Source organism: Aurantimicrobium sp. MWH-Uga1 (assembly GCF_003325955.1).
Lineage (GTDB): Bacteria > Actinomycetota > Actinomycetes > Actinomycetales > Microbacteriaceae > Aurantimicrobium.
On sequence record NZ_CP030929.1, the window covers coordinates 1,585,112 to 1,609,479 of the forward strand.

Annotated in this window: 29 protein-coding genes; 7 read left to right on the forward strand and 22 right to left on the reverse strand. The window is 53.9% G+C overall.

The annotated features are described in order from the left end of the window. Nucleotides 1-3 precede the first annotated feature (3 nt). The 3 genes from crtI to AURUGA1_RS07880 are packed head-to-tail and all read right to left on the reverse strand — an operon-like array spanning nt 4 to nt 3,595. Nucleotides 4-1,617 (reverse strand): phytoene desaturase family protein, encoded by a 1,614-nt coding sequence (gene crtI / locus AURUGA1_RS07870; protein WP_114129633.1) that lies wholly within the window; start codon nt 1,615-1,617, stop codon nt 4-6. Next, a complete protein-coding gene (locus AURUGA1_RS07875; RefSeq protein ID WP_114129634.1) occupies nt 1,614-2,528 on the reverse strand; it encodes a squalene/phytoene synthase family protein in 915 nt (304 codons plus the stop codon). The genes crtI and AURUGA1_RS07875 overlap by 4 nt, the downstream gene beginning before the upstream one ends. Further along, nucleotides 2,525-3,595 carry a polyprenyl synthetase family protein gene (locus AURUGA1_RS07880; RefSeq protein WP_240187365.1) on the reverse strand — a complete coding sequence of 357 codons (1,071 nt, stop codon included), beginning with the start codon at nt 3,593-3,595 and terminating at the stop codon, nt 2,525-2,527. The genes AURUGA1_RS07875 and AURUGA1_RS07880 overlap by 4 nt, the downstream gene beginning before the upstream one ends. Before the next feature lie 34 nt (nt 3,596-3,629). Here AURUGA1_RS07880 and idi point away from each other — a divergent pair, with 34 nt between their 5' ends. After that, nucleotides 3,630-4,175: an isopentenyl-diphosphate Delta-isomerase gene (gene idi, locus AURUGA1_RS07885; protein ID WP_114129635.1), complete on the forward strand. Its 546-nt coding sequence runs from the start codon at nt 3,630-3,632 to the stop codon at nt 4,173-4,175. Nucleotide 4,176: 1 nt separating this feature from the next. Here the strand turns inward: idi and AURUGA1_RS07890 are convergent, their stop codons facing one another. The 11 genes from AURUGA1_RS07890 to AURUGA1_RS07940 all read right to left on the reverse strand — a co-directional run bounded on the left by AURUGA1_RS07890 (nt 4,177) and on the right by AURUGA1_RS07940 (nt 11,773). Continuing rightward, on the reverse strand, nt 4,177-4,449 hold the full coding sequence (locus AURUGA1_RS07890; protein ID WP_162784097.1) for a response regulator transcription factor: 273 nt from the start codon (nt 4,447-4,449) through the stop codon (nt 4,177-4,179). Nucleotides 4,450-4,492: 43 nt separating this feature from the next. Next, a complete protein-coding gene (locus tag AURUGA1_RS07895; RefSeq protein ID WP_114129637.1) occupies nt 4,493-5,164 on the reverse strand; it encodes a TetR/AcrR family transcriptional regulator in 672 nt (223 codons plus the stop codon). Nucleotides 5,165-5,175: 11 nt separating this feature from the next. Beyond that, nucleotides 5,176-5,781, reverse strand: coding sequence for a dCTP deaminase (dcd, locus tag AURUGA1_RS07900; protein ID WP_114129638.1), 606 nt, complete (start codon nt 5,779-5,781; stop codon nt 5,176-5,178). Between the two features lie 75 nt (nt 5,782-5,856). After that, complete coding sequence (locus tag AURUGA1_RS07905; protein WP_114129639.1) at nt 5,857-6,111, reverse strand: hypothetical protein; 255 nt, start codon at nt 6,109-6,111, stop codon at nt 5,857-5,859. After that, nucleotides 6,108-6,668 carry a hypothetical protein gene (locus tag AURUGA1_RS07910; protein WP_114129640.1) on the reverse strand — a complete coding sequence of 187 codons (561 nt, stop codon included), beginning with the start codon at nt 6,666-6,668 and terminating at the stop codon, nt 6,108-6,110. The genes AURUGA1_RS07905 and AURUGA1_RS07910 overlap by 4 nt, the downstream gene beginning before the upstream one ends. Nucleotides 6,669-6,707: 39 nt before the next feature. Continuing rightward, nucleotides 6,708-8,075, reverse strand: coding sequence for a replicative DNA helicase (gene dnaB / locus AURUGA1_RS07915; RefSeq protein WP_096382952.1), 1,368 nt, complete (start codon nt 8,073-8,075; stop codon nt 6,708-6,710). Nucleotides 8,076-8,525: 450 nt separating this feature from the next. Beyond that, nucleotides 8,526-8,978, reverse strand: a complete 453-nt coding sequence (gene rplI, locus AURUGA1_RS07920; protein WP_096382950.1) for a 50S ribosomal protein L9 — start codon at nt 8,976-8,978, stop codon at nt 8,526-8,528. An 11-nt stretch (nt 8,979-8,989) separates the two neighbouring features. Next, entirely contained in the window at nt 8,990-9,253 is a 264-nt protein-coding gene (rpsR, locus tag AURUGA1_RS07925) for a 30S ribosomal protein S18 (protein WP_096382948.1), read from the reverse strand. 64 nt (nt 9,254-9,317) lie between these two features. After that, nucleotides 9,318-9,797, reverse strand: coding sequence for a single-stranded DNA-binding protein (locus AURUGA1_RS07930; protein WP_096382945.1), 480 nt, complete (start codon nt 9,795-9,797; stop codon nt 9,318-9,320). A 5-nt stretch (nt 9,798-9,802) separates the two neighbouring features. After that, nucleotides 9,803-10,180, reverse strand: coding sequence for a 30S ribosomal protein S6 (rpsF, locus tag AURUGA1_RS07935; RefSeq protein ID WP_096382942.1), 378 nt, complete (start codon nt 10,178-10,180; stop codon nt 9,803-9,805). 168 nt (nt 10,181-10,348) lie between these two features. Next, complete coding sequence (locus AURUGA1_RS07940) at nt 10,349-11,773, reverse strand: CCA tRNA nucleotidyltransferase (RefSeq protein ID WP_114129641.1); 1,425 nt, start codon at nt 11,771-11,773, stop codon at nt 10,349-10,351. A 61-nt stretch (nt 11,774-11,834) separates the two neighbouring features. Here AURUGA1_RS07940 and AURUGA1_RS07945 point away from each other — a divergent pair, with 61 nt between their 5' ends. From AURUGA1_RS07945 to AURUGA1_RS07970, 6 genes are all read left to right on the forward strand, one after another. Next, nucleotides 11,835-13,823, forward strand: coding sequence for a DUF6049 family protein (locus tag AURUGA1_RS07945; protein WP_114129642.1), 1,989 nt, complete (start codon nt 11,835-11,837; stop codon nt 13,821-13,823). Continuing rightward, a complete protein-coding gene (murJ, locus tag AURUGA1_RS07950) occupies nt 13,816-15,438 on the forward strand; it encodes a murein biosynthesis integral membrane protein MurJ (protein ID WP_114129643.1) in 1,623 nt (540 codons plus the stop codon). The genes AURUGA1_RS07945 and murJ overlap by 8 nt, the downstream gene beginning before the upstream one ends. A gap of 87 nt (nt 15,439-15,525) precedes the next feature. Then, complete coding sequence (trxB, locus tag AURUGA1_RS07955) at nt 15,526-16,479, forward strand: thioredoxin-disulfide reductase (RefSeq protein ID WP_114129644.1); 954 nt, start codon at nt 15,526-15,528, stop codon at nt 16,477-16,479. A 27-nt stretch (nt 16,480-16,506) separates the two neighbouring features. After that, nucleotides 16,507-16,833, forward strand: a complete 327-nt coding sequence (trxA, locus tag AURUGA1_RS07960; RefSeq protein ID WP_096382929.1) for a thioredoxin — start codon at nt 16,507-16,509, stop codon at nt 16,831-16,833. An 85-nt stretch (nt 16,834-16,918) separates the two neighbouring features. Continuing rightward, nucleotides 16,919-18,238, forward strand: a complete 1,320-nt coding sequence (locus AURUGA1_RS07965; protein WP_114129645.1) for a PLP-dependent aminotransferase family protein — start codon at nt 16,919-16,921, stop codon at nt 18,236-18,238. 14 nt (nt 18,239-18,252) lie between these two features. Then, the gene (locus tag AURUGA1_RS07970) at nt 18,253-19,194 is read left to right on the forward strand and encodes a D-alanine--D-alanine ligase (RefSeq protein ID WP_114129646.1); all 942 of its coding nucleotides are present in this window, start codon (nt 18,253-18,255) and stop codon (nt 19,192-19,194) included. A gap of 30 nt (nt 19,195-19,224) precedes the next feature. Here AURUGA1_RS07970 and AURUGA1_RS07975 read toward each other — a convergent pair whose 3' ends face one another. From AURUGA1_RS07975 to rpmH, 8 genes are read right to left on the reverse strand one after another with little or no spacing between them, the layout of a single operon-like run. Continuing rightward, entirely contained in the window at nt 19,225-20,187 is a 963-nt protein-coding gene (locus AURUGA1_RS07975; RefSeq protein WP_114129647.1) for a ParB/RepB/Spo0J family partition protein, read from the reverse strand. Next, a complete protein-coding gene (locus AURUGA1_RS07980; RefSeq protein WP_114129648.1) occupies nt 20,174-21,127 on the reverse strand; it encodes a ParA family protein in 954 nt (317 codons plus the stop codon). The genes AURUGA1_RS07975 and AURUGA1_RS07980 overlap by 14 nt, the downstream gene beginning before the upstream one ends. A gap of 37 nt (nt 21,128-21,164) precedes the next feature. Further along, on the reverse strand, nt 21,165-21,791 hold the full coding sequence (gene rsmG / locus AURUGA1_RS07985) for a 16S rRNA (guanine(527)-N(7))-methyltransferase RsmG (protein ID WP_114129649.1): 627 nt from the start codon (nt 21,789-21,791) through the stop codon (nt 21,165-21,167). Between the two features lie 14 nt (nt 21,792-21,805). Then, entirely contained in the window at nt 21,806-22,300 is a 495-nt protein-coding gene (locus tag AURUGA1_RS07990; protein WP_114129650.1) for a R3H domain-containing nucleic acid-binding protein, read from the reverse strand. Between the two features lie 2 nt (nt 22,301-22,302). Then, on the reverse strand, nt 22,303-23,265 hold the full coding sequence (gene yidC / locus AURUGA1_RS07995) for a membrane protein insertase YidC (RefSeq protein WP_114129651.1): 963 nt from the start codon (nt 23,263-23,265) through the stop codon (nt 22,303-22,305). 7 nt (nt 23,266-23,272) lie between these two features. Continuing rightward, a complete protein-coding gene (gene yidD, locus AURUGA1_RS08000) occupies nt 23,273-23,536 on the reverse strand; it encodes a membrane protein insertion efficiency factor YidD (RefSeq protein WP_205214683.1) in 264 nt (87 codons plus the stop codon). 41 nt (nt 23,537-23,577) lie between these two features. Beyond that, the gene (gene rnpA, locus AURUGA1_RS08005) at nt 23,578-23,913 is read right to left on the reverse strand and encodes a ribonuclease P protein component (RefSeq protein ID WP_114129653.1); all 336 of its coding nucleotides are present in this window, start codon (nt 23,911-23,913) and stop codon (nt 23,578-23,580) included. Nucleotides 23,914-23,921: 8 nt separating this feature from the next. Beyond that, nucleotides 23,922-24,059, reverse strand: coding sequence for a 50S ribosomal protein L34 (gene rpmH, locus AURUGA1_RS08010; RefSeq protein WP_096382907.1), 138 nt, complete (start codon nt 24,057-24,059; stop codon nt 23,922-23,924). Nucleotides 24,060-24,368 lie beyond the last annotated feature (309 nt).

A 24,368-nucleotide genomic window follows, 5' to 3' on the forward strand; every position in this document is an offset into this window, starting at 1 on the left:
GTACTAGGCGGTTTTATCTACAGTGGGAAACAGTGGCTCTGGCAGTGGTTCAGTAGAAGTGTCGCCGCGCAAGCGTTTGACCAAGATTTCTGCACTGATCAAACACATCGGCAAACCGATACCAGGAATGGTTGTTCCGCCGGTGTAGTACAGGTCTTGAACTTTCTTGGAGATGTTGCCCGAACGGAAGAACGCGCTCTGGGAAAGGATATGGCTGGGGCCCAGAGCTCCACCCATCCACGAGTTGAGCTCGTTGGCAAAGTCTGCGGGGCCCACCGTTCTCCGAACGACGATGCGCTGTGCCAGATCAGGAATTCCTGCCCAGACAGAGATTTGCTCGATGACCTTATCGGCAACTGCTTCGACCTGCTTGCTACCTTTACCGTCAAGGCCACCCTTGCCAATGGACACATCGGCTGGAATGGGAACAAGGATGAAGAGGTTGGTGTCGCCCTTGGGTGCTACACCGTCGTCGGTTGCACTGGGCTTACACACATAGATGTTGGCTGGGTCGGGAACAGAGGTGGGCTGGTCAAAGATTTTTGCAAAGTCCCCCTCCCAGTCATTGGTGAAGAAAAGTGTGTGGTGTTCCAGTTCGGGAACCTCACCCTTGACACCCAAATAAACCAGAACGGCGCTGGGGCCTGAAACCTTCTTCTCCCAGTAACTTTCTCCATAGGTTTGCAATGCTTCAGGGAGCAGCTGAGTTTCAGTGAAGTGAAGGTCAGCAGCAGAGACAACAATGTCGGCCGGAATTGTCGTCACGCTCTTTGATTTACCTTTGGTGTATTCAACACCAACTGCCTTTGCCTTAGTTTTGTGTCCAGCAGGGTTGACGGTGGTGAGAATCTTGCTCACATTTGCTTCAGTGATGAGGTTCACGCCTTCAGCAAGTGCAATGTCCTTAATGCTCTCAATCACACGGTGGAAACCACCCTGTGCATATAGCACGCCGTCTTCAAGGTCGAGGTAACTCATCAAGTGATACATCGACGGGGTGATGTAGGGGCTGGACCCAAGGAACACGGCAGGGTAGCCAAGCACCTGCTGCAGTCTGGGGTCGCTGACGTGACGAGCAGCAAACTTGTGCAGTGACTCATTCAAGAGCTTGGCGAGTTTGGGGGTGCGGCTCAGAACATCCGAGCGCAGCAGTGGGCTGTACTTCTCAAAGCTGGTGTATAAGAAACGCTTCTTGGCAATCTCGTAGGTGTCTTTGGCGGAGTCGAGGTAGCGCTCCATCGCTGGACGTGAACCTGGCTCAATTTTTTCAAAAAGCTCCAGGTTGTCTTCACGATTATCGAGAACATCGATGGGGCGAGCTGGATACACACCGTCGTCTTCACACAGCACGCGGTAGCCCGGGTTCAACTTTGTGAGAGTGAGCTGTTCCTCACTCGAGGTGCCCATGAGCTTGTAAAAGTGATCGAAGACTTCGGGCATGAGATACCAGGAAGGGCCAGTATCGAAGCGGAAGCCGTCCTTCTCCCAGTTACCAGCACGGCCGCCAACGTTCTTGTGCTTCTCAAGCAGCGTCACCTGATACCCGTCGCGGGCAAGAAGTGCTGCCGAGGCCAGGCCGGCGATACCGCCACCAATGATCACTACGGATTTGGTCATGAGGTTTTTCCTAACAGTGCTGCAATTGCGAGGCGGGCCTTGACGAGTGTCGGCACGCTCACGCGGGTGTGCTTGAGTTCAGAGGCAGGAGTGCGAGCAATCCTGCGGTTGAGTTCAGCAAAAAGATTTTGAGCCAATGCAACAGCCTTGCGACTTGTTGAGGGCAGGAACGGGACGATTGCTCCCGAGATCGCAAGATCAGAATCGATGTCTGCAACCAGGCGATCCTTGTCTTCTTCGCTAAAGGTCGCGATGTTTATCCCAGGGAAATAGCTGCGGCCAAGTGCGTCAACATCGGCGCTAAGGTCGCGCAAGAAGTTCACCTTCTGGAACGCGGCACCGAGTTTTCGTGCCCCCGTGACAAAAGTGTCGTTTTGTTCGTCGGTGATGTCCTGGCCGCGCAGGAAAGCTTTCAAACACATCAAGCCGACAACTTCTGCAGAGCCATAGACATACTTATCGAAGCTTTCCGGGGTGTGGGTGACCCGAGTGATGTCGACCCTCATGGACGTAAAGAAAGGGCGGGTGAGATCAGGTTCGATTCCTGTCCTGCGAGCGGTCAAGGCAAAAGCATGGACCACGAGATTTGTGCTGTAGCCGCGTTGCATGGCCGCTTCAGTTTCTGCTTCGAGGTCGTCGAGGAGGAGACGTATGTCTTTCTCGCTCACTCCCGCATACGCAGCGACGCCGTCGACAATCTCATCGGCTAGGCGAACCAAGCCATAGATGTTCTCAACATCTTGGCGAACCCCTTTGCCTAGCAGCCTGGCTGCAAGACCGAAGGAGGTGGAGTATTCGCGAATAATCATGCTTGCGGTTTGTTCTGCAACACGGTCGTAGAGTGCACTTTGCCTGGTTGGCTGTTCGCTCACGGGCACAGAAGCATCCTGGACGAGCTTGTCGTGGCTCATCGCACACGCTCCACAACTGCCGTGACCAAAGGAGTCAACTGGTCAATGAGTGTCTGAGGAATACCCGCCCCATGAAGTGCAGCGACGGCTTCGTCTGCGTAGTCCGACGCAAGACGTTGCGTATATTGCTTAGCTCCGGTTCGCTCCAAGACCTCACGCACAGTTGCAGCTTCTTCATCAGAGAGAGTGCTGTCGCCGACGAGATGGGAAATGTTTTTCCACTCTGCTGTTTGTGAAGCAAAAGCAATCAGCGCCGTGCGCTTTCCTTCGCGCAGATCTCCCAGAGTTGTTTTTCCAGTAGATGCCTCGTTACCGAAGACTCCCAACAGGTCATCAACGATTTGGTAAGCGATACCAATATTGCGACCGAACTCTCCCAGCGCCGCAATGACTTCATGTGTGGCGCCAGCCAGCAGTGCTCCTGCTTGCAGCGGTGCTTCAAAGGAATACACCGCGGTCTTGAGACGCTCCATATGAACAATTTCTTCGATGCTCGGCATTCCGGAATAGAGCGAGAAATCCACGTCAATGAGTTCGCCAGCTGCCGAATCAAATACAGCGCGGTCAAGCAATTCAACGAGTGCGTCGCGAACCTGCGGGTTTGCACTCGCTCTTTCCATAAGCCGGAACGACCCGGTCAAAGCAAGATCTCCTGCGATGACCGCAACAGACATTCCACGATGCTCTGCTGTGGGAAGCGACAGACCCGCGGTCTGTGCCACATCACGGTAGCTTCCTGAAACGTTGGGAATTCCCCGACGGACGAAGTCCCGGTCGACAACATCATCATGAACAATGAGCGCGGTATGAAGCAATTCGAAGGAGGCGCCCACGTGCGCAGCCGAACGAAGATCAGATCCGCCCAGTGCGGTGTAGGCCGTCATGACCATTTGTGGGCGGAAACGCTTTCCACCTGACGCATTAGAACGTAATGTCTTCCACAACGCTTCATAGGCAGGTGCGAGTGTGGCAGCCCGTTGAGTGGATAGGCTAAAGAAGCGATCGAGAACCTCTTCAACGAGCGCAAGGTGGCGCGTCATCTCGGCTTCTTGGCTGGGAATGCTCACCACTCCAGACTAACTGACCGAACAGGAGCAAAACATGGGTGAACCCCGTGAACTTGTAGTTCTCCTGTCGGAGGATGGAACAGCCATCGGAACAGCCGACAAGGCTGACGTGCACACAGAAGACACTCACCTCCACCTAGCTTTCTCCTGCCACGTCTTCAACCCGGAAGGCAAGATTCTTGTCACTCGTCGCGCACTGGCAAAAAAGACGTGGCCTGGTGTGTGGACTAACTCTTTCTGTGGCCACCCAGGTCCTGGCGAAGATTTCGTTGAAGCCATCCGCCGCAGAGCCCATGAAGAACTGGGGCTGACTCTTGACTCTGTCACAAGTGCACTGCCCGATTTTCGCTATCGCGCCGTCGATGCTTCTGGCATTGTCGAAAATGAAATCTGCCCTGTTTATATTGCCTTTACCGCTGGTGAACCGCATCCCAATCCAGCTGAAGTAGAAGAATACGCCTGGGCAGACCCTCAAGCTCTTCTCGAATCGGTTGAAAAATCAGGGTTTGCTTTCAGCCCTTGGTTGACATTGCAGTTGCCCCGTCTGGCTTCTGCCGGATTTCTGCAGGCGAGTTTCTAATTCAACGCAACACTTTGTGGAACATCAGTGCCGCCACAACTCTTTGGTTTTGGTCTTCTGATATTTCCAAATCTCGGTAAATCGTCAATAGGTGATTTCCCACCGTGTTGGTTTTTATACCGAGCTCTTGCGCAATCGTCTTATTGCTTTTCCCCTGCGCAATGCCTCGAAGTATTTGAAATTGACGCCGGGTAAGTAATTCCAGCTTGGAGGCCTCTTCGTAACCAAAACGGGTGGTGTCATCCTGGCTGGAGATTGGATTAGGGGTGGACACTGTGCTCCTAGTTTTTTGCAACTAGAGACAGTGTAATTACAAATTAGTCAAAATTGTAATTATTTAATACGGCGTTCAACCCCAGCTCTCTGGCCTGCTCCTGAAATTGAACAATCACTTCTTCGTTAAGGAAGTCTGGTAATGGGTAAAAAGCAGCAGACAAAAAGATCATTTGAAGAGAGATCCATTCAGGGGTACCGTATTTTCCTTCCATGATTGTGGGGATAGAGATTTCAATGAGACAGTCTGCGCACGCTTTTGCCAAAACAGATGCATCAATATCCTGTCTGACTATGCCTTTCTCAGAAGCAAGTTTCATTTCTGCAATAAAACTCTCTTGCAAAAGTTGTGTGCTTATACAGGATTTCACTACAGCTTGAATAGCACTTTCTTTTGAAAGCACTGCTTCTATGGCTAATGGGTGGCTGGGCAGTAACTCGATAAGGATGAGCCAAACTGCGCCAGCAAAAAAGGGTGCAGGAATTGGTGCCAATCTTCGAAGCAACTGAAAAAATAAGTCTTCGACATCCGCCCGGATCGCTTCGAGATAAAGCTCATCCTTGTTTGAAAAGTATCGATAAATGCCCTGGCTCGTTATCTGAGCTTCTTTGGCAATCTCAACCAATGACGCAGATTCTTTGCCGGAGTTCGCAAAAACGTGGACAGCCGATTCAACGATGCGACTTCTAGTGAGCTGTGACTTTGTAGTCATCATGAGCCCTAACTTTAGCCCCCGACGGCTCCAGCATCTGTTGCACTGACATCAGTGCGGTGGAAGTTCAAGAATGAACGCGATGCCGTAGGGCCGCGCTGTCCGTGGTAGCGAGACTTGTATTCGGCAGATCCATATGGCTTTTCTGCCGGTGAGGTCAGTTTGAAGAAGCAGAGCTGGCCAATCTTCATTCCAGGCCACAACTTTATGGGAAGAGTCGCCATGTTTGACAGCTCCAAGGTGATGTGACCGGAGAAACCAGGGTCAATAAACCCGGCAGTGGAGTGCGTGACCAGGCCAAGGCGGCCGAGCGAACTTTTACCCTCTAGGCGCGCTGCGATGTCATCGGGCAAAGTAACTTGTTCATAGGTTGCACCGAGAACAAACTCTCCAGGGTGCAGGATGAACGGTTCGCTGGGGTCAACTTCGATCAAACGAGTGAGGTCAGGCTGATCTTCTGCAGGGTCGATGTAGGGATACTTGTGGTTATCAAACAAGCGGAAGTATCGGTCGATTCGAACATCAACGCTCGAAGGCTGAATCATGTCGTCAGCTGAGGGGTCCAAACCAATACGACCAGACTCGAGTTCAGCACGAATATCTCGATCAGAAAGAAGCATGGTTTCAGTCTAGCTGAGGGAAACTCTGGGTTTTGGGCAGGGGCTCGGCCTTGCTAACGCTGTTGTGTTGAGCAGTTAGTGGGCTGATTTCTCAGCAGAGCCATCGAGTTCTTCGATGTCCAATAGCTCACGTTTGTTGGGCTTGATAGCTAAAACAAACATGGCCATTGCCACCAGGGCAACAATAAAAGCGATTCCAAAGCTCACCGCGCTCAAAATCCAATCGCGGGAAACCATCATCACAACGAGGCCTGTAAAGAGCCCTAATACTGCGGACACAACAATGAGCTCGAAGGGCTTGAGTCGGTCACGGAGCGTGGGGGTGGTCATGAGGCAACCTCGTTCTTGAGTGGGGAATCGGTGCGCAGAGAAATACCTGCAATAACTTGGAACACGCCAACCATGGCAGCGTAGGCTCCAAAGAGACCCACCGCATAGACATCGTTGAGTGGAACGGCTGCTTCAATAATGGCTAAGACAGCTGTGAAGGCGCCGATAGTGAGCCATTCTTTAGCAATTGTTCGGTTCTGCTCACGATATCCGGCATACAACTCAAGTGCTGCAGTCAGCGCGGCCCAGATGCTGATAACCAAGATGAGTGTGGGAAGCCCACCGTTGAGGCTGGCTGCAGCAACGGCTGCAGCCACTGCTGTGACAATCGCGTGCGCCCCAAAGAGTTTTTTGTTGAGCCCTTCAAGAGGAACGCTCATGACAGTGAACAGCATCACCGCGGCGAGAAGGAAACCAAAACCAACAAAAACAGCAAGCCCGACTACCGGCGCGTGGTTCCGCGAGAAGGTAATGACCAGAGCGGCGATCAGCGTGGGGATGGCGCGCAGAATCAGTGCATTGCCCAAGCGGGGCGCAGAAGTCTCAGCGATAGCCACGCGTCAATTCTACGGGCGAATTGTGGAAGTCTTTTTCGGCTAAACCTTAGGCATATCGGCAAAGCGCGAGAGGTGACCCTGGAATCCAACCGTGATTGTTGCGGTTGGGCCGTTACGGTGCTTGGCAACAATGAAATCGGCCTCACCTGCACGAGGATTTTCTTTTTCGTATGCACTTTCACGGTGCAGAAGAATCACCATGTCCGCGTCCTGCTCCAACGATCCAGATTCACGCAGGTCGCTAATTGCTGGCTTCTTGTCGGCACGTTGTTCCGGTCCACGGTTGAGCTGCGAAAGCGCAATCACAGGAACCTGGAGCTCTTTAGCCATGAGCTTCAGCGCACGAGAGAATTCCGAAACTTCCTGCTGACGGTTTTCTACCTTCTTGCCGGAGGTCATCAGCTGCAGGTAGTCAATGACAACCATCTTCAAACCAACTTTTTGCTTGAGACGGCGGCATTTCGCACGAATCTCAACCAGAGTGAGGTTGGGGCTGTCGTCGATGTAGAACGGGGCATCATTGATGCGGCCACGCGTGCTGGCAATAGTGGTCCAGTCGCGATTATCAACGGTTCCCTTACGCATGTTTTGCAGTGGAACGGATGCTTCTGCCGAGAGAAGACGCATTGCGATCTCTGACTTACCCATTTCGAGGGAAAAGAAAATTGCGGGGAGGTTGTTCTTAATTGATGCTGCGCGGCAGAAGTCCAGGGCCAGTGTTGATTTACCCAGCGCAGGACGTGCTGCGACGATGATGAGCTGGCCGGGGTGGAAACCGTTGGTCAGCTCGTCAAGATCGGCGAAGCCGGTGGGAACACCGGTCATCTGACCGTCACGACCCTTGGCAGCTTCAATTTCTTCAATGGCTGTGTCCACTGCCTCGGTAAGTGGTACGTAGTCCTCAGCTTCAACTGAACCGGTGACTTGGTAAATCTCAGCCTGGGCGGTGTTGACGAGGTCAACAGCTTCACCTTCTCCGGCATATCCCATCTGAACGATTCGGGTTCCTGCTTCAACGAGACGGCGAAGAAGTGCTCGTTCCGAAACAATGTTGGCGTAATAACCAGCGTTAGCTGCGGTGGGAACGAGTGAAGTGAGTGTGTGCAGGTATTCCGCGCCACCTGCGCGACCGAGTTCGCCGGTCTTTGTCAGCTCGTCTGTGACAGTAATGACATCGGTTGGCTCCCCATGCGAATACAGGGAGAGGATTGCATCAAAAATGACTTCATGCTTAGGAATGTAGAAGTCATTTCCACGAAGTATCTCGACGACGTCTGCAACAGCGTCTTTGCTGAGCAGCATGCCGCCAAGAGCGCTTTGCTCCGCAAGAAGATCATGCGGAGGAGTCCGTTCACCCTGCCAGTTTTCACGAGAGTCGGATGGAGAACCGAGGTGCGCAATCGACATGATCACGGTCCTTCCTGTTGATACTAGAGGGGATAGTTCAGTTGTATCGCTCCCCACCGACACTGGCCTGGAATTGAAGCCTATTAAGGGGTCTCTACCAAGAGTATGAACAGCACAAGAACCAACCAAATAAGCCTGTGGATAACTCTGTGTATGAAACCTGTGAAACGCCGGAGAGTCTGTTCATAAGCTGGGGATAACGCTGTGGGTGAAGGAAAAAGTTTACCCAATAAATCTAATCTGAGCTGGGTTTTTAGTTATACACGGGTGTGAACATTAACTTCCTTCAAGCATGTGTTTAAACTTGGGGAAAATCCATGAGTTTGTGCATAAATATGACCCCACTAGGTCTTGCGTTGTACCCCAAAAAGGAGTACATCATCTGGCGAAATCAATAAAAAAGAGGGCGAAAAGCCACGGCTTTTCGCCCTCTCGGGTTCTAATCAGAAGTTACTTTGCAGCAACAACCTGAATGGTGATGGTTGCAACGATGTCGTCACGCAGACGAACGGTTGCTTCGTGCTCACCAGTGAACTTGATGGGGTTCGCGATTTCGATCTTGCGCTTGTCGATAACGCCAACACCGGCGCTCTCAACTGCAGCAGCAATGTGATCGGTCTTGACCGAACCAAAGAGACGACCGTCACGGCCTACCTTGACAGCAAGCTTGACCTTGTTGCCTTCGATCTTTGCCTTGAGTGCCTGTGCCTCTTCGAGGGTTGCGAGTTCGCGTGCGGTGCGAGCAGCACGAATCTGCTCAACCTGCTTCTCGCCACCACGAGACCATGCAACAGCAAGTCCCTGAGGGATGAGGTAGTTACGTGCGTAACCGTTCTTTACCTCGACAACGTCACCAGCAGAACCAACACCGGAGACTTCATTCGTCAGAATTAACTTAGACATGTGGGGACTCCTTAGCGGCCAGCGCCTGCGTAGGGAAGAAGAGCCATCTCGCGGGCGTTCTTAACTGCCTTGGCGATGAGGCGCTGCTCCTGGACAGAAACACCGGTGATACGGCGAGCGCGGATCTTTCCACGCTCAGAAACGAACTTGCGAAGGGTTGCGACGTCCTTGTAGTCGATCACACCAACGCGGATTGCCTTCGCAGGTGCGAGAGCCTTTGCGCCCTTGCCACCGCGGAGTGGCTTGCGGGCTCCGCCGCTAGCTTTTCCAGCCATGATTACCTAACTTTCGTAAATTTATGTTGATGAGCTCAGCGTGAGCTGAAGCTCAAGGGGTTGTTTAGAACGGCGTATCGTCTGCGGGGATACCGGGGGTGTTCCATGGGTCTGCTGCAGGAGCGGTTGGCGAACCCCAAGGTTCGTCATTGCCTGCAGGGACACCTGGACGACCTGCGGATGCCGCGCGGCTCACAGTTGCCGTGGCGTAGCGAAGCGAAGGACCGATCTCATCTACTTCAAGTTCGATTGTGGTTCGCTTTTCGCCTTCCTTGGTCTCGTATGAGCGCTGCTTGAGTCGACCAGTTGCAATAACGCGAGAACCCTTGGTCAGGCTTCCTGCGACATGCTCGGCAAACTCGCGCCATACGCTGGCACGAAGGAAGAGAGCCTCGCCATCCTTCCACTCGTTTGATGCGCGATCGAAGTTGCGCGGAGTAGAGGCGATGGTGAAGTTGGCGACTGCGAGTCCGTTCTGCGTGTAACGCAGTTCGGGGTCACTCGTGAGGTTACCCACCACGGTGATGACTGTTTCGCCGGCCATGTTACTTACGCGTCCTTCGAAGCCTTGGCGGGAGCAGCGGCCTTGCGGGCAGCCTTCTCGTCAGCGAGCTTTGCCGCAGCGGCAACCATCGCAATGGCTTCCTCTGCACGCAGAACTTTGGTACGCATAACAGCTTCAGAAAGCTTCAGCTGGCGGTCAAGCTCGACAGTTGCGTCGGCGCTTGAAGTGAAGTTGACGACGGCGTAGATGCCCTCGGACTTCTTGTTGATTTCGTAAGCCAAGCGACGCTTGCCCCAGATGTCAACGTTCTCGATGGTTCCACCATCGTTACGAATGACGTTGAGGAACTTGTCAAGGCTGGGAGCTACGGTGCGCTCGTCGATCTCTGGATCGAGGATAACCATCAACTCATACTGATGCATGACTAACCCACCTCCTTCGGACTAAAACGGATACAGACGGTCTGTATCAGGAGGGTTGTGCATGTGCCATCTGAGGAGGCCGGATACTTCCGGCGCACAGACAACTTCCCCAGTCTAGACCGGCTCGAAGCTTTAAGCCAATCGGAGCTGGTCCAACTTCCGCTCAATCTAGCGGTTTGCCCACCACTGGAGAAGGCGTTCGCGAGCGACCTCGGCACCCAAAGGCCCCTCATCTAGTCGCAGGTTGAGCAGATAGTTATAGGCCTCGCCAACCTCACGCCCAGCTGGAATGCCGAGGATTTCCATGATTTCTTCACCGTTGAGGTCGGGACGTATGGCGGCAAGCTCTTCTGCCTCGGACAGTTCAGCGATTCGCTGTTCTAAATCGTCATAGGCAAAGGCGAGGCGATCTGCCTTGCGTTTATTGCGTGTGGTGACATCTGCGCGGGTGAGAATGTGCAGGCGGTCCAACAGATCCCCGGCGTCGCGGGCATATCTGCGCACAGCCGAATCGCTCCAGGCAGCATCTGAATAACCAAAGAAACGCAGGTGCAATTCAATGAGCCTGGCCACATTCTGGGTGGTTTCTTTGTCAAAACGCAGGGCCTTCATGCGCTTGGTTGCCAGCTTGGCACCCACAAGGTCATGGTGGTGGAAGCTCACAGCGCCACCGGGTTCCAACTGTCTGGTGGCTGGCTTGCCGATGTCGTGCAGGAGAGCTGCAAGCCGCAATGTCACATCAGCGGGTTCGCCTGGGTTTCGTTCCTTCTCCAAGTCGATGGCTTGTTCGAGTACCGTCAGGCTGTGCTCATACACATCCTTGTGGTGATGGTGTTCATCCACTTCGAGGCGAAGTGCGGGAATCTCAGGTAGCACAATCGCTGCAATGCCTGTACTGACTAGGAGCTCAATGCCTGCACGAGGGTGATCTGTTTGCAGGAGTTTGCACAGTTCTTCGTTTACACGTTCAGCAGAAATGTTCTCAATGGCACCGGCGAACTCTGTCATTGCCCACTCAGTTTCCTCGTCGGGGTGGAATCCGAGTTGAGAGGCAAACCGTGCTGCGCGCATCATGCGCAGGGGGTCTTCGGTGAACGAAACTTCTGCCGATTTTGGTGCGCGAAGAATCTTCGCTTGGAGGTCCTCCACCCCGCCGGAGGGGTCAACAAGAATGAGCTGGGGTAAACGGACGGCCATCGCGTTGACACGGAAATCTCGCCTAATCAGGTCTTCTTCAAGGCTGTCACCAAAAGCAACCTCTGGTTTACGCGTCTTTCCGTCATATTGATCTGCTCGATAAGTGGTGATTTCCACCTTCTCGCCGGCAATCTGAGCGCCGATGGTGCCAAAGTCGCGGCCGATATCCCACTGTGCTTCGGAGATGGGTTCCACGATGCGCAAAATGTCATCGGGGCGGGCATTCGTCGTGAAGTCGAGGTCATGCACGTCGTGGCCGAGAAAAGCATCGCGGACGGGGCCACCCACTAGCGCCAGCTCATATCCGGCATCGGCAAAGGCTTTCGCCAGGCGTGAAACGCTGGGCGAAGTACTCAAACGAGTAATTGATTCGATTGCTGAGGCGGCGCTGTGCATTTCCCGTCATTCTACGGGGAGCATCGGGCGGTATCCCGGTTGCGACGCCTACAATGGCAGGATGCCCTCTGCAGTGATTTCACGAGACAACCGTGCATCACTGGGTGCACTGTTGGTGCGATGGTGCGGGGCTCTTCTTGTCGCGGCACTCATGGTGACGGGGTTCCAACCTAGTGCCAAGGCATCAAACGAGGTTTCTCTCACGCTAACGCCCTCTGCTGTCAGTGCGGGGCCGGGTGAAACCTTGCTAACAAGTGTCACTGTGACTAACGAGGGTACCGAGGAGATTCCCCCGGGAGAGGTCACGATTACTGCGCCTTCTGGGGTGCTGAACACGCTCTCAGATGTGGATCAGTGGTATTCCTCCAGTGACACTGAACAAACGGGCCGATTCCTGGCTACTTTCGACGTTCCTGCGGTTGCTGCTGGAGCAAAGGTGATAGTCAGTGCGGAGCTTCCTTTGGCCTCTGGTCGCTTTGGTTCATTGTGGGGTCCTCGTGGTCTAGCTGCTGACTATCAGGTTTCCGGCGTCAGCACAGCGAGTGCTCGTTCTTCATTTGTTTGGACGGCAGGAACAGCTCCCTCCCCTGCGGCGATGACCACAATCTTGGCCCTTGTTCCCCCGGCAGATTCCGCCGGAGTGCTCAGCACCCAAAAGCTCGTTGAGCTCACCAGCCCCAGCGGAGTTCTCACACGCCAGCTTCAACTGGCTCAAGGTCGCTCCGTTACCCTCGGAGTCGACCCGCGCATCATCGCCTCGATTGCTGCTGTGGGTGACACGATTCCTGAAAGTGTTCAGTTGTGGCTTAATCAGCTCAAAGCGCTGCCGAACGAATCGTTCCTGCTGCCTTATGCCAACGCAGATATTTCTGCCCAGGCTCAAGCCGGATCACCTACGCTACTGGCGCCAATCACGACAGATATTTCGGCTATTGCTGCTGTGTCGACGTCGAGCGCCACTCCCGCGCCAACCCCCGGTGTTTCAGAGGTCACCTCGGTAGCTTTTGCTCCGCGATTGAGTTCTTTAGCATGGCCTGCTGGCGGCACCGTTTCTGGCTCTGATCTGGGAATTTTCTCAGCAAATGGGTTCTCTCAGGTGATTCTTTCTTCGCAGAACCTTGCAAAGACAGCTTCTACTGGAATTGTTTCTGGAATGCCGGCTGTGGTCACTAACGCAGGGTTGAGTTCAGCGCTGTCTCATGACGACGTTTCACGGGGAGCTTCCTACCTTGCAGCAGCTGCGCTCGACCCCGCAGCTGAGGGTGCTGTGTATGCCGGGCTGCCTCGAAGCTTCTCCATCACGGGCTTGAGTAAAACCGGCCAAATGCTCGATTCTCTCGCGGGGCTGCCGTGGGTAACCTCAGGTTCTGTATCTACTGGATTGGGTTCTGCCACAACGGAACTGACGCTTGTGGACTCCCCCGAGTCTGAGGAACGTGTTGGCGCCGTTCGCACTCTTTTGGGGCAGAATGCTCAGGTTTCGTCGTTTTCGACAATTGCAGAAGATCCCAGCTTGATTACAAGCCCTGCGGCTCGTGATCTAGCTGCCGTGCTATCGGTTTCGTGGTTAGGAGACCCCGAATGGGGTAGCGCAGTCGCTGCCCACACTGCATCGACCGAGAAACTGCTCAACTCGGTGAGTGTGGTCACCAGCAGCACCATCAACATGGTGGGTGGGCAGGCCAATATTCCGATCTCGGTCAACAACGCCTTGACTCAGGCGGTAACCGTTGTCGTCAATGCTGACCCCAACAATGGCCGCCTGTTGGTCAACGGTGAAGAAACCATCACCATTCAGCCTGAATCCCAAGCTAAAGCCCGGATCCCTGTGCAAGCACAGGTGGGAAATGGCAGCGCCATTTTGACTGTCACGTTGCGCTCGATTGAGGGTGTTCCCGTGGGGCAACCCGTTGGAATTCCTGTGAATGTGCGTGCCGACTGGGAAACCTGGGGGCTCACAGCCGTGGGAATTGCTTTCGTGGGTTTGATTACTGCCGGTGTGATTCGCACACTTCGCCGCCGTAAGCAGGGACAATCAGAAGATGTCTAATCCTCAGGCCTCGGTTGGTCGTGCAAGCGTCCTCCTCGGCTCCGGCACGGTTGTCTCTCGTGCGTTGGGATTCTTCAAGGCCATTATTTTGGCCCAAGCTTTGGGCGTTGTTGCCAGTGCTGGAGCCGATGCGTTCGCGGTAGCGAACCAGATGCCCAATAGCATCTATGTGTTGGTTTCAGGCGGTGTGCTCACCGCCACTTTGGTTCCGGCCATCGTGAAATCTGCCAGCCACAGCGATGGTGGTGCCGGCTACGTCAACAAGCTCATGACGATGACCATCCTGGTTTTGCTGGGTGTCACCGCGGTAGCCATGTTCGCTGCGCCGGTACTCATCACGCTCTATGCAACCCAGTGGTCAGCAGACCAGCTTGCGTTGGCAACCGCCTTCGCCTACTGGTGTTTGCCTCAGATTTTCTTCTATGGGCTATACACAATCCTCGGTGAGGTTCTCAATGCTCGCGGCTCCTTTGGGCCCTTCACGTGGGCACCCGCCCTGAACAACGTTGTTGGAATTCTGGGCATCGTCGCTTTCATGCTGTTGTTCGGTGTTGATACCGCTGGCGAGCGCAGTGTTGTGGATTGGACCCCTGCCATGGTTGCGATGTTAGCGGGAAGTGCGACGGCGGGCGTGGCTGCTCAAGCGCTGATTCTGACGGTCTTCTGGAAGAAGAATGGGCTGAGCTTTGCGCCAGATTTTGTCTGGCGCGGTGTTGGCCTTCGAGAAACCGGCAAGATGGTCGGCTGGACCTTTGGTGTTGTGCTGCTGACTCAGCTCAGCATCATTGTTCAAACCAACGTGGTCGCACTTGCTTCAGGCCAAGGAGCGTCAGTGTTCACCATGACCACGGCGTGGCTGATTTTCCTGCTGCCGCACTCGATCATTGCTGTCTCAATGGGCACGGTCTACTTCACACGAATGAGCAAAGACTACGCAGCAGGGAATCGTGAAGGCATGGCTCGTGATGCGTCCACCGCTCTTCGCCAAATTGGTTTGTTTATCTGCTGGGCTGCTGCCGGATTATTGGCTGTGGCTTTTCCCCTGTCACGCATTTTCAGCGAGAACTTTCTTTCCGTAATCAACCTGGGCTGGCTGATCATGGTGCTGGTGCTTGGCCTGCCGGCCTTTAGTGCGGTGTATGTCATGTTCCGCATCTTCCTCGTTCAAGGCAAAGCGCCCTTGATGTTTTGGCTCACAGTGTTGCAGGTCGGTGTCTATGTTGTGCTCATTTTGCTGAGCTCTCAGATTTACGTCACCGTGATTACCTTGGCAGTGTGTACCTCACTGGCCATCTCCGTCATTATTCAAGCCATAGTGACCTGGGTGGTGCTGCGAAAAACTCTTCCTGAGGTTCGTCGAAGTGGCATAGCCAGCACGGCAGTGCGTGGCTACATTGCCGCTGCCATAGCTGGATTCATTGGGTTGATTGTCAGTAACCAGTTCGGGTCGCTGACAGCCACCGGTTTTGCCCAAGAAAGCATCATTAACGCAATCGTGGCCATGGCAGGAATTGGCCTGGTTGTGACCGGAGTCTTCGTGCTCGTGTTGTGGATCATGCGGGTGAAGGAAGTTCACCAATTGTTTGCTCAATTACGGTCTCGCCTGAGCCGATAACCCCGTTTCGGGAATATTCCGACAGTAGACTGAGTTCTACTCATTGCCTTACTTTCGGCTGAAATTGCCGCTTTCTAGGAGTGCCTCGTGCGTCAAGTCATCATTATTGGTTCCGGCCCTGCCGGATACACCGCTGCGATTTATGCTGCACGCGCGAACTTTAAGCCCCTCGTCATTGCCAGCTCCGTCGAAGCAGGCGGTGAACTGATGAACACCACTGAGGTTGAGAACTTCCCCGGCTTCCCTGAGGGAATCATGGGTCCCGACCTGATGATGAAGATGCAGGAGCAGGCTGAAAAATTCGGTGCTGAAGTTCTTCTCGATGATGTTGTCAGTGTTGAACTCTCCGGTGACGTCAAGCGCGTAGTAACCGGTGGCGGTCAGACTTTTGAAGCGCTTTCTGTGATTTTTGCTACCGGATCTGCGTATCGCAAGCTTGGCTTGGAGGGCGAAGACCGCCTCTCCGGTCACGGAGTTTCCTGGTGTGCAACCTGCGACGGCTTCTTCTTCCGCCAGAAGACCGTTGCCATCGTTGGCGGTGGCGACTCCGCTATGGAAGAAGCTAACTTCCTCACCCGTTTTGCTGACAAGGTTTATGTCATTCACCGGTCAGAGACACTGCGCGCCTCCAAGATCATGCAGGATCGTGCACACGCAAACCCCAAGATTGAATTTCTGTGGAACTCGACTATTGATTCCATCAATGGTGAGAACAACCTGACGTCAGTAACTCTCAAAAACACCGTCACTGGTGACCTCAGCGAACTCCCCCTCGACGGGCTCTTCATTGCCATTGGTAATGACCCTCGTACCCAGCTCATTCATGGGCAGCTCGACCTCACACCTGAAGGAACTATTGCCGTCCAGGGTCGAACCTCCAAGACCAACCTGACCGGTGTTTTTGCGGCAGGTGACGTCATTGACCCCACATACCGCCAGGCTGTCACTGCTGCCGCCAGTGGAACTGTCGCAGCGCTAGACGCCGAGCACTACCTCCAATCACTTCCTGTCGAAACCCTCGCACAGGCTGCAAACAACTAAGCAACGTTTGACGACTAAGGAGAAATCATGTCTGCAGCACCCGCAGTAACTGACGCAAGCTTTGACGCAGACGTCCTCAAGAGCACTAAGCCTGTTCTCGTGGACTTCTGGGCAGAATGGTGTGGCCCTTGCCGCGCCGTAGGGCCCATCCTTGACCAGCTTCGTGCTGAGCACGGTGACAAGTTAGAAATCGTCAAGCTCAACGTGGATGAGAACCCACAGACAGCTATGGCCTATCAAATCACCTCAATTCCTGCGATGAAGGTTTTCGTCAACGGTGAGGTTGCAAAGACCATCATTGGAGCTAAGCCCAAGCCTGCTCTTGAGCACGATCTCGCCGACTTTATCGGCTAACTCGCTTCTCATCAGGTGGCCGTCGGGTTTGAGCCCGGCGGCCACCTGCATTTAACCCCAGTTTTTCCCAACTACGATTGTGTGTGTGGCCGAGACTAACGAGACGGGTCAAGAAATCAACCTTGACCCCTGGTTCAATCATTACGCCAGCCGAACCTCCGGTCTGAGCGCCTCTGAAGTGCGCGCGCTTTTCGCTGTTGCCTCACGCCCCGAAGTTGTCTCCTTGGCCGGCGGAATGCCCTATGTTCGGGCGCTTCCTGAGTCGTTAGTCAACGGTGCTCTCGAGAAGGTCATGAGTGAGAACGGCCCGATGGCGATGCAATACGGGTCGGGTCAAGGAATTCCTGCGTTGCGTGAGCAGATCCTTGAAATCATGGCCCTTGAAGGCATTAGTGCCTCTGTTGACGACGTTGTTGTGACCACCGGGAGCCAGCAAGCTCTGGATTTGGTCACCAAGTTGTTTATTGATCCCGGTGACGTGATTCTTGCTGAAGCTCCCAGTTATGTTGGCGCTATCGGTGTTTTTCGCAGTTATCAAGCCGATGTCGTGCACGTCCTCATGGACGAGCACGGCCTTATTCCCGACAAGCTACGTGAGGCAATTTCTGAGGTTAAGGCTTCTGGTCGCACCATCAAGTTCCTCTACACAATCCCGAATTTCCACAACCCTGCTGGTGTGACTCTTTCTGCTGAGCGTCGTCCGGAAATTCTTCAGATTTGTCAGGACAACGGCATTCTCATCTTGGAAGACAACCCCTACGGTTTGCTCTCCTTTGAAGGGGATGTTCCTCCTGCCATTCGTTCCTTGAACGAAGACGGTGTGATCTATTTGGGGTCGTTCTCCAAGACATTGGCTCCCGGTTTCCGCGTGGGGTGGGCTTTAGCTCCCCACGCCATCCGAGAAAAGCTCGTTTTAGCTGCAGAATCAGCAATTTTGTGCCCCAGTTCATTTAGCCAAATGGTGATTAGTGAATATTTGAGCCAAGCAGACTGGAAAGGCCAGATCGAAACATTCCGCGGGGTCTACAAGGAACGTCGCGATGCAATGTTGGATGCACTGAATGAGTATTTGCCAGATTTGAGTTGGAATGTTCCCAACGGTGGGTTTTACATCTGGTGCACACTGCCGGAAAACCTCGATTCCAAGGCGATGTTGCCTCGTGCCGTCTCAGAATTGGTTGCCTACACACCGGGTACCGCATTCTTTGCCGACGGCACAGGTCGACACAACATACGGCTGTCTTTCTGCTATCCCCCACCAGAGAACATCAGAATCGGTATTCGACGTCTTGCCACGGTCATTCGCGGCGAACTTGACCTGCTCGCTGATTTTGCCGGCACGGGTTCTCTCATTGCTTCTCCCGGTGACGATAACGTCATTGCTCCACCACCAGATCTCAGCTAGGAAACGAGGCCACTTTGTCTTCTCTCACCATTGCGGTTCTTTCCGGTGGAATCTCTCACGAGCGTGAAGTATCGTTACGCTCTGGTCGACGTGTTGCCGATGCGCTGATTGCTCGCGGTCACACTGTGACCATCATTGACCCTGATGCTTCTTTGTTTGCCACCCTTGCCTCGCTCAAGCCAGATGTTGTGTGGCCCGCATTACACGGGGCAAGCGGGGAAGACGGTGCGATTCTTGATCTGCTCAGAGCTGCTGGATATGCCTATGTTGGCCCTTCTGCTCAGGCAGCTCGATTGGCCTGGTCAAAGCCGGTTGCTAAAACTCTGGTGTCGCGTGCTGGAGTAGCCACGGCACCTTCTCTGACTATTGCGCGTGAAGCGTTTCGTGAACTTGGTGCTGGTTCAGTTTTGCAGTTAATTGGCTCTGAACTGGGAAATCATGTCGTTGTTAAGCCTGCATCAGGCGGTTCTGCGCAGGGTGTTTCAATTGTGACCAAGGCAGAAGACCTCCCGCGCGCGATGGTGGATGCATTTACGTATCACGACGTTGCCCTGATTGAAAAATACATCTCTGGCACTGAAGTCGCCTTAACCGTCACTGATGGCCCTTCTGGAGCTCAAGCCCTCCCCGCGGTGGAAATAGTTCCACTTGAGGGCGTTTATAGCTTTGAGGCCCGCTATAACGCTGGAGAGACCACGTTCTTTGTCCCTGCTCGCTTGTCAGATCAGGTTTCAGCCGCGATTGCCTCGGCTGCCGTGACAGTGCATGAAACTCTGGGGCTCTCTCAGATTTCGCGCATCGACCTCATCGTGGATGACTCCGGGGTTCCCTGGTTCCTGGAAGCGAACTCCCTGCCCGGACTCACTGAGACGTCTAGTGCCCCGCTTGCAATTGAGGCATCCGGTGTAGACGTGGGCGCACTCTACGAAGCACTCGCCCGCGCAGCTCAAAACTAGTGCCCTAGTTTTGAACGTTTCACGTGGAAACTAGTTGCTACCAAACGGAGTCTCGCCGAGCTCGGTGAGGATTCTGTTGAGGTCGCCGATAGTTGCAAATTCGATGCTGATCAGGCCTTTTTTAGCGCTGAGCTGGATTTTTACACGAGTGTCTAGGCGATCTCCGAGTCGCTCAGCAATCTCATCGAGGTGACCTCGACGTGTTCCCGCTACGGGCTTGGGCTTCTTTGCTGTGGGGGCCTCGCCTGCGAGCGCCTCTGCGGCGCGAACTGAGAGATCCTCATTAACAATCTTGTCGGCGAGGCGCTGCATGGCCTCAGGGTCTGAAACAGACAAAATGGCACGGGCGTGACCGGCACTGAGAACACCGGCAGCCACCCGCTTTTGAACAAGTGGTGGCAGACGTAGCAAACGGATGGTGTTTGAGATCTGTGGACGGGAGCGGCCAATGCGCTCAGCGAGTTGCTCCTGAGTAATTCCGAAGTCAGCCATGAGTTGCTGGTACGCAGAAGCTTCTTCCAATGGGTTGAGTTGTGAGCGGTGCAGGTTCTCCAGCAACGCGTCACGAAGCATGTCTTCGTCCGCGGTCTCACGGATGATGACGGGGATTTGCTCGAGGCCCACTTCTTTCGACGCACGCAGACGTCGCTCACCCATGATGAGTTCGTAATTGTCGGAACCGGGGATACTGCGAACCACAATGGGTTGCAAGATGCCTATTTCACGAATGCTGTGAACCAGTTCAGCAAGGTCTTCAGGGTTGAATACTTTACGGGGTTGTTGTGGGTTGGGAACCACCAGGTTAGGGGAGATGTAAGCCAGGCGTGCGCCGGGAACCTCAACCAAGTCTGACTGTTGATCTGCGGCAACAGGAATGGAGCCTGTTGCTGTTTGGTCGGGGAAAAAGACATCTACCGGACGCTCAGCATTGGGCGCAGTGGGAATGAGCGAACCAATGCCTCGGCCTAAGCCTGTGCGCTTATTCGTTGCCATGTGTGGCCTCCTGTGCTGGGGGACGATGTGAGGGCGGTGCGCCGCGCAGAGCAATCTCGTGGGCGGCTTCAATGTAAGAAATAGAGCCAACAGACATCGTGTCGTAGCTCACGACGGTCTGACTATAGCTGGGAGCTTCAGATACGCGCACGGCACGAGGAATGACAGCCTTAAGCACTTGCTGTGGGAAGTGGGTGCGCACATCCTCTGCCACTTCGTGAGCCAATCTGGTTCTGCTATCAAACATCGTGAGCAAGATTGTGGATACCTGGAGATAGGGGTTGAGGCCCTGATTGATCATCTCTATGGTGTTGAGTAGCTGGGACAGCCCCTCGAGGGCGTAATACTCGCACTGTATAGGAATTAATACTTCGCGCGCGCAGGTAAACGCATTAATGGTGAGCAGGCCTAATGAGGGTGGGCAGTCGATAAACACGTAGTTGTAGTCATTGCCGGGGCGAGCGAAAAGCTGTTCCAACGCGTCACGTAATAAGTATTCACGACGGTCACGACCATACATCTGCAGTTCTGCGCCAGCGAGGTCCAGGTTGGAGGGCGCGCAATATAACTCGCCTTCTTCTGTGCTCTTTTGAATAACTTCTGCGAGTGGTTTTCCCTCGACGAGTACGTCATAAATACTGGGGACTTCACCATGGTGTTCAATTCCCAGCGCAGTCGAAGCATTTCCCTGAGGATCAAGATCAATGACGAGCACTTTGGCACCAAAGCGAGCTAAAGCTGCTGCAATGTTGACCGTGGTTGTGGTTTTACCCACTCCACCCTTTTGGTTGGAGACGGTAAAGACGCGGGGGCGCTGGGGAAGTGGTGGGGGTGTTTGGTCAAGAATTCGACGTCGTGCCGTCAGGTCACTGAGCTCCTTAGCCAACGGCGAATCAACGTCAACGGGGGACGTTGTGCTCGTTTCTTCAGGATGTTTCACGTGAAACCTTTACCTCAGTGGGGTGGAGATTGCGAATCTACTCAACTGTAGCCCGAACCACCCTCGTTACGTCATCGAGGAGCCCCTCGCCCAGTGTCAGGACCTCAACGTTATGCAGCTTGAATGCTTTGATTTGCTTGGCAGCCGCCTCAATTTCGGCCTGAGCACCAGCGCCCTTCATCAACACTAGTTCTCCGCCAGGGCGAACCAGCGGTGCTGTCATGGGGATCAGTTTCTTCAACGCGCTGACAGCCCGTGCTGTGACCTGGTCAAGCAACACGTCGCGGCGGACGTCTTCGGCGCGATCACGAACAACAGTGACGTTGGTGAGACCCAGTTCGGCTACCTGATCATTCAGCCAAGCAGTTCGGCGCTCCATGGGCTCGATGAGAGTAAAGTCCACATCTGGGCGAGCAATAGCAAGAACGAGGCCAGGCAGGCCCGCTCCACTTCCTACGTCGCCGACGCGTCCGCGGAGAAGTGGCGCAACAATGGCGCAGTTGAGGATGTGACGAGTCCACAGCCGAGGAAGCTCGAGTGGGCCAATGAGGCCCAGTTCCTCACCATATTGCGCAAGGTTAGCTGTAAATTGGCGCGCTAAATCAATGTGTTCGCCAAATATTTGAGCCGCTTGAGCTGGCTCCGCTTCAAATTCCGGAGTCACTGTTTCACGTGAAACTATTTGCCGGCAGTGATGACGGTGTGGCGGTCTTTGCCCTCGCCGTCAGAGTGAGACACCAGGCCTCGTTCACTCACAAGATCGTGCACAAGCTTGCGTTCATAAGAGCTCATGGGAGGAAGCGCGGCAGCTGAAGCGCCGTTTTCCAGACGAGCCGCTGCTGCGTCGACAAGTGCTGCGAGTTCCTGTTCGCGGGTTTGGCGTGAGCCACCGACATCCAGGATGAGGCGAGAAAACTGGCCAGTCTTGTTTTGAACGGCAAGACGGGTCAGTTCTTGCAGTGCCGCTACTGTTTCGGGGCGAGAAAGTACTCGAACGTTTCCCTGCTCTGAAGCGGTTACAGAGACATAGGCACGACCATTACGGGCATCGATGTCGAGGTCTCCGTCCAAATCGGCGATATCAAGAAGTTCTTCAATGTAATCAGCGGCGACATCGCCCTCGTTTTCGAGGTCTTTGAGGGTTGGAGCTGCTTTTGCTTCGATTTCAGACACGGTTATTTCTTCTTTCCGGACTTCTTAGCGCGGTTCTTGCTCACGGGCTGTACGCGCTGTGCTGGTTTAGGTTCTTCAATCTCAATAACTTCAGGGGTTCCCTTAGGAAGCTTGCCGCGACGAGCAAGGCGCTCTTCACGATCTTTCGCTGCCTGGCTACCAGGAGTTGGCATGTTGCGAATCACAATGAACTGCTGCCCCATGGTCCAGAAGTTGGACACGAGCCAGTAGAACATCACACCGAGGGGGAACGCGAAACCAGAGAAGGCGAAGACGAGAGGGAGGATGTACAGCAAAATGCGCTGCTGACGGAAGGCGGGGCTTGCTTTGGTCTCCTCAGACATGTTCTTAGAAACGATTTGCAGCTGAGTAATGAACTGAGATGCGGTCATCAGAACAACCATGGACATAGCGATGACCATCACTGTTACTTCTGGAGGAGTCGCGTTCATCGCTTCCATGAACGTTGTGTGCAAGGGAGCGATGCCGAAGAGGCTTGCGTTGTAGAAAGACTGGGCCAGCTCTTCGTTCATGGGCCCCACTCCGGCGGCACCCTTTTTGACGGCGACATCGTTCAAGACGGAGAAAAGACCAAAGAAGATGGGCATCTGCAAGAGAAGCGGAAGACAGGAACTCAGTGGGTTGCTTCCCGTGCGGCGGTATAGCTCCATGGTTTCGCGAGACATCGCTTCGCGAGAGAATTGGTCCTTCTTGCCCTTGTATTTATCCTGAATTTTCTTCAATTCAGGAGCAATCTCAAGCATCTTTCGTTGGCTCTTGATTTGCTTAACGAACACAGGAATCAGCGCGGCGCGAACGACAACTACGAGGCCGACGATAGCCAGAACCCACGTAGCACCTGCATTGGGATCCATGCCAAGGCTGGTGAATAACCAGTGGAAGGAAACCAAGATAAGTTCAATGGCCCACTTAATTGGCCACAGAATCGCGCCGATAATATCCATAGGAGCGTTACGCCCTTCCTTCATTCATCACAACAAAACCGTGTGCTGTGACACGAAAAAACTTGTGCTTTGCGGGCGGAACGTCATCGACGCCACCGAGTGCCCACGGGTTGCACCTTCCTAGCCTACGCAGGGTTAAGCCAGAACCCACAATGAGGCCCCGTTGTTGGAGTGCTTGAAGTCCATAATGTGAACACGTCGGGTAATACCGACAGACGTCTCCATACAGTGGTGAGATGAGTTTTCGATAGGCCAAAGCCAAAACAATCATGAAGTTTCGAGGTAACAAATAAAGAAAACCAAGCAGTTTTTTCACTGAACTTGTTCTCCTAACTTGTGGATAGCTCGAAGTACATCGCTGTGTAATTCTTGCCAGGAAGACTGGGCTGCAGTGGGTAAAGCCCGAATGACGAAATCGGCGCTGTAGTTATCTTTGACTTCCCACGCGATTGCGCGAAGCTGTCTGCGGATTCGATTTCTTGTCGGTGCGTTACCTACAGCCTTAGAAGTCACCATCCCGAAACGAGAAAGACCTCGATCAGACGGGGCTGCATAAGCAACCACCAAAGACGAGGTCTGTTTCGTTCCGCGACGAATGATTCGACGGAAGTCCGTTGGCAAAGCCAATCGGTGTGCCCGGTCGAGCACGGCCGATACTAAGCGGAAAGTTCGGAGCGGCCCTTGCGGCGGCGAGCAGCCAAGATGGCGCGGCCGGCACGGGTACGCATACGCAAACGGAAGCCATGAACCTTCGCACGGCGGCGGTTGTTTGGTTGGAACGTTCTCTTGCTCATAAGTCAATCTCCATGACGGTGATGTCGCGCGCCATATCTGCGCGGCGCAAAACAGTGGGATGCACAAAAGGCATCAACCGATTAAATCTAAAGGTTAGAAGCGTCTGCGTCAAACCAGAGGACATACAAACCCTAGATTATGGATGCTCGGGGGAGAAACATTTCGCAACGACACACTCTTTTTGAAAAACTGGAGTTGCCTTAATCCACAGGTTTTCGATACGGTCGAGAGAGTTATCCCCAGCTTTTCACCCCTGAGGCTCTGGGTCCACGTGAAACACACATACTTCGGTGGATAACTCACATTGA

Excerpts from the sequence above, each read along its gene's own strand:
- crtI (WP_114129633.1), bottom strand. The coding sequence starts at position 1,617 with ATGACCAAATCCGTAGTGATCATTGGTGGCGGTATCGCCGGCCTGGCC.
- AURUGA1_RS07875 (WP_114129634.1), bottom strand. The coding sequence starts at position 2,528 with ATGAGCCACGACAAGCTCGTCCAGGATGCTTCTGTGCCCGTGAGCGAA.
- idi (WP_114129635.1), top strand. The coding sequence starts at position 3,630 with ATGGGTGAACCCCGTGAACTTGTAGTTCTCCTGTCGGAGGATGGAACA.
- AURUGA1_RS07895 (WP_114129637.1), bottom strand. The coding sequence starts at position 5,164 with ATGATGACTACAAAGTCACAGCTCACTAGAAGTCGCATCGTTGAATCG.
- dcd (WP_114129638.1), bottom strand. The coding sequence starts at position 5,781 with ATGCTTCTTTCTGATCGAGATATTCGTGCTGAACTCGAGTCTGGTCGT.
- AURUGA1_RS07905 (WP_114129639.1), bottom strand. The coding sequence starts at position 6,111 with ATGACCACCCCCACGCTCCGTGACCGACTCAAGCCCTTCGAGCTCATT.
- dnaB (WP_096382952.1), bottom strand. The coding sequence starts at position 8,075 with ATGTCGATTGCGCACCTCGGTTCTCCATCCGACTCTCGTGAAAACTGG.
- rplI (WP_096382950.1), bottom strand. The coding sequence starts at position 8,978 with ATGTCTAAGTTAATTCTGACGAATGAAGTCTCCGGTGTTGGTTCTGCT.
- rpsR (WP_096382948.1), bottom strand. The coding sequence starts at position 9,253 with ATGGCTGGAAAAGCTAGCGGCGGAGCCCGCAAGCCACTCCGCGGTGGC.
- AURUGA1_RS07930 (WP_096382945.1), bottom strand. The coding sequence starts at position 9,797 with ATGGCCGGCGAAACAGTCATCACCGTGGTGGGTAACCTCACGAGTGAC.
- rpsF (WP_096382942.1), bottom strand. The coding sequence starts at position 10,180 with ATGCATCAGTATGAGTTGATGGTTATCCTCGATCCAGAGATCGACGAG.
- AURUGA1_RS07940 (WP_114129641.1), bottom strand. The coding sequence starts at position 11,773 with ATGCACAGCGCCGCCTCAGCAATCGAATCAATTACTCGTTTGAGTACT.
- AURUGA1_RS07945 (WP_114129642.1), top strand. The coding sequence starts at position 11,835 with ATGCCCTCTGCAGTGATTTCACGAGACAACCGTGCATCACTGGGTGCA.
- murJ (WP_114129643.1), top strand. The coding sequence starts at position 13,816 with ATGTCTAATCCTCAGGCCTCGGTTGGTCGTGCAAGCGTCCTCCTCGGC.
- trxA (WP_096382929.1), top strand. The coding sequence starts at position 16,507 with ATGTCTGCAGCACCCGCAGTAACTGACGCAAGCTTTGACGCAGACGTC.
- AURUGA1_RS07975 (WP_114129647.1), bottom strand. The coding sequence starts at position 20,187 with ATGGCAACGAATAAGCGCACAGGCTTAGGCCGAGGCATTGGTTCGCTC.
- yidC (WP_114129651.1), bottom strand. The coding sequence starts at position 23,265 with ATGGATATTATCGGCGCGATTCTGTGGCCAATTAAGTGGGCCATTGAA.
- yidD (WP_205214683.1), bottom strand. The coding sequence starts at position 23,536 with ATGATTGTTTTGGCTTTGGCCTATCGAAAACTCATCTCACCACTGTAT.
- rpmH (WP_096382907.1), bottom strand. The coding sequence starts at position 24,059 with ATGAGCAAGAGAACGTTCCAACCAAACAACCGCCGCCGTGCGAAGGTT.